The organism is Rhizobium sp. H4, from assembly GCF_003013335.1.
Classification (GTDB): Bacteria; Pseudomonadota; Alphaproteobacteria; order Rhizobiales; family Rhizobiaceae; genus Rhizobium; species Rhizobium sophoriradicis.
Genome location: NZ_PSOW01000021.1, coordinates 20,572 through 33,873 on the forward strand (window position 1 = coordinate 20,572; position 13,302 = coordinate 33,873).

Sequence of the window (13,302 nt, forward strand, 5' to 3'; positions counted from 1 at the left end):
TTAACGACAGGGAAACGCGCTGCCGCTCGGGAGCGGCAGGGAACATTTTCCGACGCGAATCGTACAACCGGCTCTGATTATGGATATCCCGCGCGTTTGAAGGGCGGGGTCCTCGCCTTAGGAGCGGCGTTTGAACGTATGTTCGGCTGCGGGGAACTTCCGCGTGCGCACCTCGTCGGCATAGGCGGCGGCGGCATCCGCGACTCTCTTGCCGAGTTCGTCGTAACGCTTGACGAAACGCGGCGTGAAATCGTTGAAGAGCCCCAGAATGTCGTCAGAGACCAGAACCTGGCCGTCGCAGGCGGCGGAGGCGCCAATGCCGATGGTCGGTATATGCATGGCCGAGGTCACCTCGCGAGCGAGCGGTTCCACCGTGCCCTCGATGACGACGGCAAAGGCGCCCGAGCCGCCGATGGCATGCGCGTCGCGCCGGATCTTCGAAGTCTCGTGTTCGGAGTGCCCGACGGAGCGATAGCCGCCGGCGGTCTGAACCTGCTGCGGCATCAGCCCGATATGCCCCATGACCGGGATCCCGCGCTTCGTCAGGAAGGCGATGGTCTCGGCCATCTCCTCGCCGCCTTCCAGCTTGACGGCGTCGCAGCCGGTTTCCTGCAGGATGCGCACCGCGTTGCGGAACGCAACCTCTTTCGATTCTTGGTAGCTGCCGAACGGCATGTCGACGACGACGCAGGCCTTGGCGACGCCGCGCATCACCGCCTTGCCGTGGGCGATCATCATGTCGAGCGTGACGCCGATGGTGGTCTCCATGCCGTAGAGCACCATGCCGAGCGAATCCCCGACCAGCAGCAGGTCGCAATGCTCATCGAGCAGCCGCGCCATCGGCGTGGTGTAGGCGGTCAGGCAGACAATCGGTTTGCCGCCCTTCATGGTTGAGATGCGGGCTGGGGTAAAACGCTTCTGGGATCCGACCGCACTCATCTGCTCACTCCCTTTCCGGATTGCCCGCTCATACGGTTGTCCCGGACAATCTTAGTGTCCCCGGGGCCTCGGCTGCGGATCACACGATTGTCGAGAAGCCGCGTCGTTCCGATCCTAATGAAGAGCGCCACAACGACGGGTTCTTCGATGGAAGCGACCGGGGCGAGCGTCGAGGCATCCCTGACGGCGACGACCTCGGCCTTCGCCAGAGGCTCGCGGCCGATGAAGGCGGTGAGCTTTGCCTCGAGCTCCGCGGCATCCGACAGGCCTTCAGCGACCAGGCGTTCTGCCTCGTCGAGCGTCTGAGGGACGATCACGGCCGCGCGGCGTTCGTCGGGGCTGAGATAGACGTTGCGCGACGAAAAGGCGAGGTCGTCGCTGTCGCGCACCGTCGGCACGGCAATGACACGCACCGGCACGGCAAGATCGTCCACCATGCGCTTGATGATGACGACCTGCTGGTAGTCCTTCTCTCCGAAGTAAGCGGTCTGGGGCTGCACGATGTTGAAAAGCTTGCAGACGACAGTCGCGACGCCCGCGAAATGCCCGGGTCGCACTGCGCCTTCCAGCTCGCTGCCGAGATCGGGAAGATCGACGACGGTCTGCATCGGGCGGGGATACAGGTCCTCGACGCCGGGCGCAAAAAGGAAATTGACCCCGGCCTGCTTCAGCATGGCTGAATCGCGCTCCAGATCGCGCGGATATTTGCTGAGATCTTCCGTCGGGCCGAACTGCAGTGGATTGACGAAAATCGAGACGACGACGATGTCGTTCTCGGCGCGGGCACGCGCGACAAGCTGCATATGACCGGCATGGAGATACCCCATCGTCGGAACCAGGCCGACGGTCCGCCCCTGCCGCTTCAGCGCATCGAGCGTGTGGCGCAGCTCTTCAATGCTCGAGAAAACCCGCATATATCCTCCCCGCGGCCGGTCATTCTTCTTGGGCGCGGATAAGAAGTGTAATCGATGCCGGAGGTCAATGCACATTCCGCGATAAAAACGATTATATGGGATTGGCAGACCGATAAGGCCGAACCTATATCCGCCCGGAAATGGAAGCGTGCCGCGGACTAGCAATGTGCGAGCCGCGGCGTTATTGGCCCTATCCGTCAAGATACCATCATAGTCGGCCGTTATGGAGAATGCATGGACAAACCCTGGAAGATCAGCCGCGGGCCGATTGCGGCGACCGAGCTCGATGTGGAGAAGGCGAACGCGATCAACAGCATGTTGATCCGGCCGGTCGGCGTGCTTCCGGCCAAGCCCGGCGATCCCGTCCTTCCCTTCGCCGTCGGCCTGTTCAACGAGCTGCGGCCGCTCTTGAAGCCCGAGGCCGGGGTGACGACGCTCCGGCGCGCGACCGCCGCCTATGTCCATTGCCGGCGCTATTATTTCGCCAGCGCGCAGCCCGATTCCATGCGCCACAACATCGACGGCGAACCGGTCGAACCCTTGTCGGCCGAAGACCGGCTGGTCGCGCAGAAGCGCTTCCTGAGCCTCAAGCAGAGCGCCAAGGCCGAGGCGCCCGAGCCGGCGCCGGTTCCCCCTCCCGTCCTCAGCAAGAACGAACAGATCCGCGCCGCCCTTCTGCGCGGCAGAAAGAGCACCGTCAGCTAACCTCGGCGATTGGCGGATTTTTCGCCCGCAAGAGCGCCATCAGCATCGGACCGAGCGCGAATTCGCCGCGTCCGGCGCGGCGCGTGAGATCCCTGAGATAGCCGCCGGCGGAGGTGATGCACCCTCCCCGTTGCAGGATGCAGGCCATGACGGTCGCGGCATTTTCCGGCCCCATCACCGAACAGGCTTCCTCATAGGCCGGCGGGCTGACGCGCAGCATCGTGCGCACGGTGACCGCCGCCGTCATGAGATCCCGCCAGCTGCCGATCGCCCCGCCTGGGCCGTAATCGGCAATATCGGGGCAGGCCTGCAGCACCGTGCCGAGCGGGAAGGATTTCAATCTGCCGGCATCCGGCCGGGACACAGCCCGAATCCCCTGCCCGCCGTCCCCTCGCCTGCCCTGGTCATGGTTTTCCCGTCCAGTCTTCGGCTGGTCGTCCCGCCTCGCCTCCTGCTGCGTTCCCAAACCCGGTTCAGATTCAGATAGGGATTCGGGATTCGAATTCTGTATGTGGCGCTCACTCTGGGATTCATTGGTGCTCGCAATTTGCATTTTCTCGTGCAATTCCAACGAGTTGATCATGCTAAGTCGGATCGTCTCCAGCTCTTCGAGCAGCGGCGGCAGATTTTCGAGCGTTGCCGTCTTCGGGATGCGCTGCAGCAGTGCATGAAACAGCGAAGACATCCGCTCCCAGTCGCCGAGAACGGCCTCCTCGACGGCTGCGGCGAGGAGCTTGACGATGTCGCGCCGGCAAATCGTCAGCCGCTCCTTCATCGTCCGCAGCATCTGCCGGTCGGCGGCGAGGCCGGCGGCCATCGCTTCGATCTCGCTCGCGCGGGCAAGAAGCGGCGCCAGGCTGAAGCCATAGGCCTCGTCGATGCCGCCTGCCCTGCCTCGGCGGACATAACGCTTGCCGTTCGGGCTGTCCTTGCGGGAAATCAGGCCGGCCTCGACGAGCACGGCGAGATGCCGGCGCAGCGTTGCGGCGGCCATGCCGCGTGCCCGCAGCGAAAGCTGCGTATTCGAGGGAAAGACCACCAGTCCTTTTTCGTTGGAGAGCTCGTCCTCGGGATAAAAGCTCAGCAGCGCATCCAGCACGGTGAGCGCCCGGTCGGTCACGCCGAGCCCTGCCCGCGCCTCGCAGACCGATCGGAACAGCTTCCATTTGTTGCGCGTCGTTCCGGCCGCGATCGCTTCGCCGCGCCGGTGTTTCAGCAGCAGGGCAAGCGACATCGGCCGCCGCCCGAAGGGCGTCGTCACAGATTCACTCTCCATTTCCTTCACCTCTATTCAGGCAAAAGAAATCCGCTCACCGAAACGATGCGAGGGTTGAGGGCACTGCAGCGTCATTGCGCATCTGAAAAGACGCGGGCGAGCGCTTCAGGACTCTTGACGGGGATTCGTGAAAATGCGATTCTCTTTCTTGCTTAAGGATGTGAGAAGGGCTTCCACGACTCGTTCGTTAGGGGGCCTTTTTCTTTTGCGGTTTCAGTCTCCTTGTTTGCCCTCCTCGGCGAGGAATTGCTCATAGAGCGCATCCAGCCTAGTGGAGAGAAATTCCCCGAAGCGGCCGGCATTCCTCGCCTTCATCGAGAGCGAGAACGCCTTGCCGTCATTCTTCATTTCCGCCTGCACCGCCTTATCAAGCGGCTGCCATGTCATCTTCCTGGCGGCGGTGGTCTTCTTCACCGGCCGCGCGCTCTTGTTCATCGCCGCATAGAGCGCTTCGAAACGTTTGTCGGAAGGTAACTGATGAAAGTTGTCGCCTTCGAGGACCTTGGCGACATCCGCCGCGTTGGCCGATCTGCCGGCGAGCAGCGACAGTTCGACCCAGCGCTCGCGGCCGACGCCCGGGGCCGGGCCGATCGCCTGGACGACTTCCTGCGGCAGCCGCTCCATGACCGACATCATCTTCGAAACCGAAGCCGCATTGGCGGCGAGCGCCGTCGAAATTACCTCCCTGTCATAGCCGAGCTCCTCCAGCCGGTTGGCGAAGAGCGCCCGCTCGATGAAGGTGAGGTCGGCGCGAGCCGAATTTTCCTGGCCCTGGGCGATGACATGGGTGCGGTCGTCGATCGCCTTGACGACGGCGCGGACATTGCGGCCGAGTTCGCGGGCGGCGCGCAGGCGCCGGTGGCCGAAGACCACCTGATAATGGCCGTCAATCTTGCTATGGGGGCGCACCAGGATGGGTGTGTCCTGCCCGCGCGCGCGGATCGCCTCGACCAGCGCGCGGAACGCCTCGTCATCCTCCGACAGCCGGTCCTTGACGAAGGAGGCCTCGACGAGCTCGGGGTTGAGATCGACCACCGCCTCGCCCTCGAGGAATTTCTCCGCCTGCTTGGCCAGCTCGTCCAGCGAGCGGACGAGCGAGCGGCCTGCCCCGCGCATCGGATAGTTCGGCGCGCCCGCGCTCTCGGGCATCTCGGTGAGCCCCTCAAGCAGATTTTTCCGTGCCATGTCTTCCTCCGATTGCGGTCAAACAACTGATTCGGTTGAAGGAAACCGTGAATTTGTCAGCCGACAAATTCACCGCCCCCATGCCTGATGAATGAGGCCGGCGATCTCGGCATTGACGGCGTCCATCGCCTCGATCGCCCGATCATAGGTTCCCCGGTTCATCGAGGAACGCTCGACCTCGTAAAGCGTCTGCTTGGTAATGCCGGCATCCGAGATCGCTGTCGATTTGACCATCTGATGCTTCAGCATGAATTCGTTGAACATGGTCGACATGAAGCCCACCATCTGCGCCTGCGGCACGTCGGTCGGTTCGTAACGGGTGATGAGGTAGCGGTACCAGGAGAGATTCACTTCGGCGCCGGCGGCGCGGATCGGTTTCAGGATGCCGCCGAGCATGAGCAGGAACTGGCCCATCGACATGACGTCGAGCATCTGCGGATGGATGGTGATCAAGACGCTGGTCGCAGCCGTCAGCGCCGTCAGCGTGAGATAGCCGAGCTGCGGCGGACAATCGATGACGACGACGTCGTAGCGGTCGTCGACCTCGGCAAGCGCCCGCGAGATGCGGGTGAAGAAGGTCTTGCCGTCATTGCTCGATTTGTCTGCCATGGCGAGCGGCGTGTCGTACTCGTATTCCTGCAGATCGAGATTGGCTGGCACGATATCGAGGCCGGGAAAATTGGTCTGGTGGATGATTTCCGAAAGCTTCTTCTTCTCGCCGTCATAGCGGATCGCCTCGTAGAGGGAGGAGGCCTGGTCGAATTCCGGCTGGAAGCCGTGCAGGGAAGAGAGCGAAGCCTGCGGATCGAGATCGACGGCAAGCACCCGGTGGCCGGTCAGCGCCAGATGTTGGGCGAGATGGGCTGATGTCGTCGTCTTGCCCGAGCCGCCCTTGAAGTTGACGACGGCGATGACCTGCAGCTTCTCATTTCCGCGGCGATGGGGCACATACATGCGGCTCTCGGAGCGGCCATGCGCATCAAGGTAGCGCCTGAGCTCCAACATTTGCTCGGCGTTGTAGGAACGCCGTCCGGAAGGCGAGGTCTGCGGGCAGGGGCCTTTGCCTTCGAGATGCAGTTTCTTCAGCGTGCTCTGCGACGCCCCGACATAATTGGCGACCTCCGCCAGCGAGAAGCTGCGCAGCGTCTTCTTCGCATTGGGCGGAAAACGCTGCACGCTGAGCAGATGCAGCTTCTTCGAAATAACGTCGCCATGTTCGAGAATCTGATCCTCGAAGTAGAGCGGCACGGCCTTTAAGGCGTTCAAATTAGCGTTCATCGGCGGCAATCTCTCGGATAACGATTTTCGGGATCAAAAGCCCCTCTAACCGTTATTATCCGCGATTCTCCGGTGCCGACCAAGAAATTTAAGGTTAACGCATATTAACCTTTTCCTCGCTCATTCAAGCACTTGGACCTGCTGCACAGCATCTGGAATGACCGGGGTTCTGGGCCGGGGGCGCTGATAACGCGCCCCCGGCTACGCCCGGCCGAAGGGGAGGGGCATTCGGCGGGCTTAGCTCAATGGCGCTTCGCCTGTGGTGATCCGCTGCTCGTCGGCAGCGAAGAGGTGCACGGCATCGTGGATCGGCGCGATCTTCAATATGTCACCGGGAGCGGCCCTGATCCGCTCGCGGAAGACGCAGGTCAGCGTCTGCCCTCCCAGCCGGACGAGGACCAGCGTCTCCGAGCCCGTCGGCTCGACGACGATCGTCGTTACTTCAATGCCATCAGGGTCGAGCCTGATATGTTCGGGGCGAATGCCGTAGATGACCGCGTCGAGCGGACGGCGCTCGCTCGGCAGCAGCAGCCCATCCACCGTCTTGAAGCCGTCTTCTCCCATGCTGCCCTCGATGAAATTCATCGCGGGCGAGCCGATGAAGCCGGCGACGAAGAGATTGCTCGGCCGGTCGTAGAGTTCGAGCGGCGAGCCGGACTGCTCGATCAGCCCGTCCTTCATGACGACGATCTTGTCGGCCATGGTCATGGCCTCGATCTGATCGTGGGTGACGTAGATCGTCGTCGTCTGCAGCCGCTGATGCAGTTCCTTGATCTCCGAGCGCATCTGCACGCGCAGCTTGGCGTCGAGGTTCGACAAGGGCTCGTCGAAGAGGAAGACGGCCGGATCGCGCACGATCGCCCGGCCCATCGCCACGCGCTGGCGTTGGCCGCCCGAAAGCTGCTTCGGATAGCGCTCAAGCAGATTTTCGAGGCCGAGGATCTTGGCGGCATTGCCGACCCGGTGGTCGATCTCCGACTTCGGCATGCGCTTCAGCCGCAGCGAGAAGCCCATGTTCTTGGCGACCGTCATATGCGGATAGAGCGCGTAGTTCTGGAAGACCATGGCGATGTCGCGGTCCTTGGGCGCAAGCTCGTTGACGATATGCTTGCCGATCTGGATCTGGCCTGAGGTGATGCCTTCGAGGCCCGCGATCATCCTGAGCAGCGTCGATTTCCCGCAGCCGGAGGGGCCGACCAGCACGACGAACTCGCCGTCGCCGATATCGACCGACACGCCTTTGATGGCTTTGAACGCGCCGTAATCCTTGCGCGCATTGCTGACCGATACATGGGCCATGAAACTCCTCCAGAATTCGCCGTCAAAGTCCGTTCAAGACGCTTTTGAGATAATCGAGGCCGAGGCGCTCGCCCTGCTTGCGCGCATGGAGGTCCTTGCCCGGCCAGCCATAGGCGGCATCCTCATGCTCGATCGACAGCGTGCCATCGAAGCCATGGCCGCGTGCCTGGCTGAGGAAACGCGGCCAGTCGAGAAGGCCGAGCCCCGGCAGCTTGTATTGCCACCAGCCCCTGCCGTGATAGCCGATCGCCTGCAGAGCCTCCTTGTCGATTGCCGTATCCTTGGCATGCAGGATGGCGATGCGATCCTTCACTGCCTCCATCGCCCGATAGGGATCGACGCCGATGCGGATGAGGTGCGAGGGATCGAATTCCAGCCCGAAGCGGCGATCCGGGATTCTCGCGAAAAGCTCCTGCCAACCCTTTGGCGTCGTGCCGATGAAATTGTCTTTCGGTCCCGGCCAATTCTCGATCGCGAAGGTGAGGCCGGAGGATCGCGTCTCCTCGATCAGTCCGTTCGCAAAGTCGGCGAAATCGTCATAATTGGCCTCGTCGCTTGCGCTGTCGTCCCGGCCCGGGAAGATCACGAAGATCGGCACACCGGCCTCGCCGATCGCCCGGGCGAATTCCACCGTCCTACCCCTGAGCTCCCGGCGCTTGTCGCGGTCGGCATCGAGCTGGTTGCCGAAATAGGTGATCGAGGAGACGAAGAGGTTGCGGTGCCTCGCAAGCGCGACGGCGTCCGCCACCCGGTCCGGCGTCTTGATATGGCCGCCGACATCGATCTCGATGGCGTCGAAACCGGCCGAGGCGGCGAAATCCACCACTTCCTCCAGCGGGCGGTCATTGAATGTCGAGGTATAGAAGCCGATCTTCATCAATTCCTCCCGGGGTCCAGCGGCCGTTTCAACTGTTCAGCCGATCCATGTTTTTCAGCGGCGAGCGCGTGCGTTGCGCCACATCCGCCGATGCAAGCATCAGGGCGGCGGCCATCGGCATCGCGGCCGCGCCCATGGCCGAGGCGTCCTCGCCGATCGAGGCGCGATGCAGCGAGGGCAGGTTGGTGTCCTCGGAGTCGAGATGTTCGTGCACATAACGCAGCAATTCATCGACGATGCGGATCGGCAGCCTGCCGCCGACGAGCACGGCATCGGGATCGACGATCATGGCGATATGTTTGACGGCGACCGCCAGATGGGCGCTCATCTCCTTCAGCCACTGCGAAACGAGCCGCCTTCCATGCGCGTCGAGTGTCAGCAGATCCTGGGGAACGCTCACTTCGATGCCGTGTTTGGCGAGGAAATCATAGAGGAAGAACAGCGAGAAGATCTCGCCGAGAAGCTGGACCTTCTGGCTTTTGCCGTCGCGGCCGTCGGCGATCGGCAGCCAGCCGATCTCGCCGCTGAGGCCCGTGGCGCCGCGATGGCCGTTGCCGTCGAGCACCAGGCCGCCGCCCGGGCAGGCATTGACGGCGATATAGAAGAAGCTGCTGCTTTCGGCGCCGAGGCCGTAATCGAGCTCGGCAAGGGCTGCCGCATTGGCCTCGTTTTCGATGAAGACGGGGTGCTGTGTCAGGTTCTCGAGTGCGGTGCGCACATCGAATTCCGTCCATTCCTGATAGGCATCCGGCTTGCCGAGCAACGAGATTTCGCCGAGCCAATCGGGCACCGCCAGCCCGATACCGCAAAGGCGCGCATCGTCGATCAGCCGGCTGCGCTGGAAATGCGAGATCGCATCCGCCGTCAGCTGCATGAATTCGCCAGGCAGGATGAAGCGCTTTTCGTGATGCACCCGGGCGCGGGCATTGCCGACGGCATCGACGGCGAGGATCGTCAGATGATCGCGATCGATATTGATGCCGATGGCGTAAGAGGCATCCGGATTGATCTCCAGCTCAATCGCCGGCTGGCCGCGCAGCCCGTGGCGTCGGCGGGCTTCCATGATCAGGCCCTCGTCGAGCAGGCGGTCGACGATGCGGGCGATCGCCGGTTTGGTAAAACCGGTCCGCCTGGCGATTTCGGCACGTGAGATCGGCGCCTGACGGTGTATGCAGCGCAGGACGACGGCTCGGTTGTGCTCGCCGGCATCTTCGACATTGGCTCCCGTCAGATCCGGGGAGAGCCTGGCGCCGAGCGTCTGGTTCATGCGTTCAATCCTTCCTCACGCGTCAAGAATGGAGCAGTCCGTCTCATCCCTTCACCGCGCCGCTGGTCATCGCGCCGAGGATCAGCCTCTGCAGCGACAGGAATGCCACGATCGCCGGAACGACCGAGATCAGGCAGGCGGCGGCAAGCAGCTGGATGGACGAGTCGGTCTGCATGCCGCGGAAGTTAAAGATTCCCACACCGATCGGCATCAGGTCATTTTTGGTGAGCAGCAGGAAAGGCACCAGGAATTGCGACCAGCCGGCAATGACCGTGATGATGAAGACCGAGGCGATGCCCGGCGCCGACAGCGGCAGAATGATCCGCCAGAAGACCGAGAACCGGTTGCAGCCGTCGATCATCGCCGCCTCGTCGAGGCTGCGCGGAATGCCGTCAACCGTGCTCTTCAACAGCCATGTCGCAAGGGGAACGCCGAGCGCGATATAGACCATGACGACGGCAAAATGCGTATCCAGCATTCCAAGCCGGTTCATGTAGCGGTAGAGCGGCACCATGATGACGAGCGGCGAGATCATCTGGAAAAGCAGCAGGCCCATCATCGACAGGCCCTTGCCGCGGAAATTGAAGCGGGAAAAGGCGTAGGCCGCGGGCAGCGCCACGATCAGCACGCCGAAGCCGCTCAAGGCGGCGAGCTTGAGGCCGTTCCAGAGATAGATCGGGAAATAGCTGTTGTTGAGAACGGTGATGAAATTGTCGATGGTCGGATTGTTGGGAATATAACGCGCCGCGCCGCGATAGATCTCGCGCTTGTCGCGCATCGCCATCGACAGGAGATAGGTGAGGGGGCCGGCGAAGAAGATGAACATCGCCAGCATGAAGAGATAACTCATGGCATCGCCGAGCCGGGTTCCAGTGCGCTGGCTCATTGCTCTTCCTCCTTCGGCAGGAACGAGGCATAGACGAAGGCGAGCCCGAGGCTGATGATCAGCATCAGCACGGAGAGCACGCTGCCGCCGGAGAGATCGTAGTTCCGGAAGACGATGTTGAAGACGTAGAGCGAGATGACCTCGGTCGCCCGCCCGGGACCGCCGCCCGTCAGCGTGATGATTGCATCGAAGGTGTTCACCGTCTGGATGGTGATGAGGATCATGTTGACGAGGATGGCCGCGCGCAGTTGCGGCAGCGTGACGAAGAAGAACTGCTGCGACGCAGTGGCGCCGTCGACCTCGGCGGCTTCATAAAGCGAGGGATCGATCGCCTTCAGCGCCGCATACATGACGACCATGGAAAAGGCCGTGCCGCGCCAGATGTTGGAGATCAGCGTCGACCATGGCGCGATTGCGGGATCCGAAAGCCAGGCAACGGTCGGCATGTGCATCAGCCTCAGAATGCTGTTCAGCGCGCCGTAGGGCGCTTCGGAAAACAGCATCTGCCAGATGATGCCGCCGGCAATGCCGGGCACGACCCAGGCGACGAGCGCCGTCGTTCTCAGGATCGTCGTGCCGAACAGGCCGCGCTTTTCGCCGCGGATGACCGTGACGGCGACGGCAAGGCCGAGGATCTGCTGGCCGATGACGCTGCCGCCGACGAAGATCAGCGTCGCCCATAAGATGTCGGGCAGCTGCGGCGAGCTCAGCGCATTGGTGATCGAGCCCAGCGTATAGTCCTGATTGTCGCCGATCAGCGTCGCGTTTGTGAAGGAAAGCCGGAAAACATCGATCACGGGGTAGAGATAGAATATGCCGATGACGATGATCACGGGCATGATCCAGGGCAGGGGCGCACCGGCGAACCGGCGCATGAACGTTCTGCTTTGAGGCTGGCTGTCGGCCTCGATGGCAATGGGGCTCATTGGCTTCTCTGTCCGGGTTTGGCATTTTCGACGGCGCCTCTAGGCCAGGCGCCGCCGCTGTCTGAAGCGTTGGAGTAGCTGCCCCTCACCCTAACCCTCTCCCCGCTCGCGGGGAGAGGGGACGTGCCCTGCGAGAGGTAGATGGAAACGGGGAGCTTGCGGCGTGTTCCCTTCTCCCCGCAGGCGGGGAGAAGGTGGGGGCAGCCGGATGAGGGGCTGGCTAGCGACGCCGCAACATCACAGCCGCTTGTAAGCCTCCATCGCCGCGCTGAAGGCGGCGTCCAGGGCTTCTTCCGGTTTCTTCGTGCCCGAGAGCACGTCGCCCATCATGATCTGGATCTGGTTGGATATCTCAGGATAGATCGGCACGCCGGGGCGGGCCTGGCCGTTGACCAGCGCCTGGGCGAAGGTCTTGTTGGCTTCGGTGGAGAAAACCTCGTACTTGTCGAACAGCGATTTGCGCGTCGGCAGCTGCTGCTGCAGCGCATTGGCCGGGCCCATATAGACCTCGCGGGCGAGGTTGGCGCACATCTCGACCTTGTCTTTGTCCTTGCTGAAGGAGGCGATCGTCCAGCCGCCGGTACCCGTTGAGCGCTGATCGGCCGTCGGGCCGGGGATCGGCGAGAAGGTCCAGTTGGCGAACTCGTCTTCCTCCAGCGTCGTCTTCAGCTGCGCATATTGCCAGTTGCCGCCGATGAAGAGGGCGGTCGTGCCGGCTGCCGCCGCCGCGTTCATGTCGTCGTAATTGGCGATGGTGCTGACGCGCTTGGGGGCCGCGCCGGAATCGACGAGATCCTTGAAATAATTCAGCGCCTTCAGGAATTTCTCCTTGTTCTCGCCTTCGCCGAACACCGGCTTGCCGCTGTCGTCGACGAGCTTGCCGCCGAGCGCCCAGTAATTGGCGAGCCAGTCGAAGGTCGTGCCTTCCCAGCGTCCGCCATTGAAGAGCACGCCTTCCATGCCTTCCTTGGTGGAGGCAAGGGCGGCCTTCTTCAGGTCGTCCCAGGTCTCAGGCGCGTCTGCTACGATCGACTTGTTGCGGTAGAGCACGCGAAGGTCCGTATCCCACCACCAGGCGCGCACCGTTTGGTCCTTGTCGGTGATGCCGGCGCGGATGAAGGGGAAGAGATCGTCCACTTCTTCCTTGGAGAAGTAGGGCGTGAAATCGGCGAGCACCTTGTTGACCATGAACTGCGACAGCACGAAGGAGTCGACCGCGGCGCAATCCGGCGCATTGCCGGCCTTGGCCTGCTCCAGCATCTTCGCCTGTTCGGTGCCGATGTCGGAGGACATGAACTGCATCTGCAGTTTCCACTCGGGATGCTTCTTGATGAATTCGACGAAGAGTTTCTGATAGCCCTCCGCAAGGGCGGGGTCGGAATTGTTGGGGCTGTCGTTGGTCAGGCGGACGACGAGAGTTTTGGCCGCATCGGCGAGGCCGATCCGGTCCTTGGTGGCAAGTTCCTGGGCAAAAATGGCGGATGCTGAAAATAGGATAGTGCTCAGCGCCAATGCGCTGATGGTCGCGCTCTTCATGATGGGTCTCCTCCCCATTTTGAACGAATACAGCCTGGCGGTCAGTTGACCTCTCCTCGTTTCCGTGCTGCATTAATTAGATTAAGTTACTTTGATTTGATGTCAAGCCAGAGCTTTCGGGAGGATCGAGATGCTGGCGACCTTCAACAGCAGCTAGCGCGCTGCCGGCGAAAATCGAGTCGACTTCGCGAGGTCATGCGCCGGATCGAAGGTG

12 protein-coding genes are annotated in these 13,302 nt (G+C 62.3%); 1 reads left to right on the forward strand and 11 read right to left on the reverse strand.

Features of this window, described 5'->3' with window-relative positions; all coding sequences use genetic code 11:
* Positions 1-117: 117 nt before the first annotated feature.
* Together panB and panC are read right to left on the reverse strand one after the other, a co-directional pair.
* Positions 118-939 carry a 3-methyl-2-oxobutanoate hydroxymethyltransferase gene (panB, locus tag C4N04_RS26845; RefSeq protein WP_096762433.1) on the reverse strand — a complete coding sequence of 274 codons (822 nt, stop codon included), beginning with the start codon at positions 937-939 and terminating at the stop codon, positions 118-120.
* On the reverse strand, positions 936-1,853 hold the full coding sequence (gene panC, locus C4N04_RS26850; RefSeq protein ID WP_096762432.1) for a pantoate--beta-alanine ligase: 918 nt from the start codon (positions 1,851-1,853) through the stop codon (positions 936-938). Before panC ends, panB begins: the two co-directional genes overlap by 4 nt.
* 234 nt (positions 1,854-2,087) lie before the next feature.
* Here panC and C4N04_RS26855 point away from each other — a divergent pair, with 234 nt between their 5' ends.
* Positions 2,088-2,558 carry a ProQ/FINO family protein gene (locus tag C4N04_RS26855; protein ID WP_040112504.1) on the forward strand — a complete coding sequence of 157 codons (471 nt, stop codon included), beginning with the start codon at positions 2,088-2,090 and terminating at the stop codon, positions 2,556-2,558.
* Here C4N04_RS26855 and repC read toward each other — a convergent pair.
* From repC to C4N04_RS26900, 9 genes are all read right to left on the reverse strand, one after another.
* Positions 2,551-3,834: a plasmid replication protein RepC gene (repC, locus tag C4N04_RS26860; RefSeq protein ID WP_106797468.1), complete on the reverse strand. Its 1,284-nt coding sequence runs from the start codon at positions 3,832-3,834 to the stop codon at positions 2,551-2,553. The genes C4N04_RS26855 and repC overlap by 8 nt on opposite strands.
* Before the next feature lie 213 nt (positions 3,835-4,047).
* Complete coding sequence (gene repB, locus C4N04_RS26865; protein ID WP_106797469.1) at positions 4,048-5,019, reverse strand: plasmid partitioning protein RepB; 972 nt, start codon at positions 5,017-5,019, stop codon at positions 4,048-4,050.
* Positions 5,020-5,088: 69 nt separating this feature from the next.
* Entirely contained in the window at positions 5,089-6,297 is a 1,209-nt protein-coding gene (gene repA / locus C4N04_RS26870; RefSeq protein WP_096762429.1) for a plasmid partitioning protein RepA, read from the reverse strand.
* Positions 6,298-6,534: 237 nt separating this feature from the next.
* On the reverse strand, positions 6,535-7,596 hold the full coding sequence (gene ugpC, locus C4N04_RS26875; RefSeq protein ID WP_096762428.1) for a sn-glycerol-3-phosphate ABC transporter ATP-binding protein UgpC: 1,062 nt from the start codon (positions 7,594-7,596) through the stop codon (positions 6,535-6,537).
* Between the two features lie 22 nt (positions 7,597-7,618).
* Positions 7,619-8,473 (reverse strand): sugar phosphate isomerase/epimerase, encoded by an 855-nt coding sequence (locus C4N04_RS26880; RefSeq protein WP_106797470.1) that lies wholly within the window; start codon positions 8,471-8,473, stop codon positions 7,619-7,621.
* Positions 8,474-8,501: 28 nt separating this feature from the next.
* Positions 8,502-9,740, reverse strand: a complete 1,239-nt coding sequence (locus C4N04_RS26885; RefSeq protein ID WP_106797471.1) for an ROK family transcriptional regulator — start codon at positions 9,738-9,740, stop codon at positions 8,502-8,504.
* A 43-nt stretch (positions 9,741-9,783) separates the two neighbouring features.
* Positions 9,784-10,626, reverse strand: a complete 843-nt coding sequence (locus C4N04_RS26890) for a carbohydrate ABC transporter permease (RefSeq protein WP_040112498.1) — start codon at positions 10,624-10,626, stop codon at positions 9,784-9,786.
* Positions 10,623-11,552 (reverse strand): sugar ABC transporter permease, encoded by a 930-nt coding sequence (locus C4N04_RS26895; RefSeq protein WP_096771196.1) that lies wholly within the window; start codon positions 11,550-11,552, stop codon positions 10,623-10,625. The genes C4N04_RS26890 and C4N04_RS26895 overlap by 4 nt, the downstream gene beginning before the upstream one ends.
* A gap of 237 nt (positions 11,553-11,789) precedes the next feature.
* On the reverse strand, positions 11,790-13,088 hold the full coding sequence (locus tag C4N04_RS26900) for an extracellular solute-binding protein (RefSeq protein ID WP_106797472.1): 1,299 nt from the start codon (positions 13,086-13,088) through the stop codon (positions 11,790-11,792).
* Positions 13,089-13,302: the final 214 nt, after the last annotated feature.

Coding starts and splice junctions, on each gene's coding strand:
- C4N04_RS26895 (WP_096771196.1), bottom strand. CDS start 11,552: ATGAGCCCCATTGCCATCGAGGCCGACAGCCAGCCTCAAAGCAGAACG.
- repB (WP_106797469.1), bottom strand. CDS start 5,019: ATGGCACGGAAAAATCTGCTTGAGGGGCTCACCGAGATGCCCGAGAGC.
- ugpC (WP_096762428.1), bottom strand. CDS start 7,596: ATGGCCCATGTATCGGTCAGCAATGCGCGCAAGGATTACGGCGCGTTC.
- C4N04_RS26900 (WP_106797472.1), bottom strand. CDS start 13,088: ATGAAGAGCGCGACCATCAGCGCATTGGCGCTGAGCACTATCCTATTT.
- repA (WP_096762429.1), bottom strand. CDS start 6,297: ATGAACGCTAATTTGAACGCCTTAAAGGCCGTGCCGCTCTACTTCGAG.
- C4N04_RS26880 (WP_106797470.1), bottom strand. CDS start 8,473: ATGAAGATCGGCTTCTATACCTCGACATTCAATGACCGCCCGCTGGAG.
- C4N04_RS26885 (WP_106797471.1), bottom strand. CDS start 9,740: ATGAACCAGACGCTCGGCGCCAGGCTCTCCCCGGATCTGACGGGAGCC.
- panB (WP_096762433.1), bottom strand. CDS start 939: ATGAGTGCGGTCGGATCCCAGAAGCGTTTTACCCCAGCCCGCATCTCA.
- C4N04_RS26855 (WP_040112504.1), top strand. CDS start 2,088: ATGGACAAACCCTGGAAGATCAGCCGCGGGCCGATTGCGGCGACCGAG.
- C4N04_RS26890 (WP_040112498.1), bottom strand. CDS start 10,626: ATGAGCCAGCGCACTGGAACCCGGCTCGGCGATGCCATGAGTTATCTC.
- repC (WP_106797468.1), bottom strand. CDS start 3,834: ATGGAGAGTGAATCTGTGACGACGCCCTTCGGGCGGCGGCCGATGTCG.
- panC (WP_096762432.1), bottom strand. CDS start 1,853: ATGCGGGTTTTCTCGAGCATTGAAGAGCTGCGCCACACGCTCGATGCG.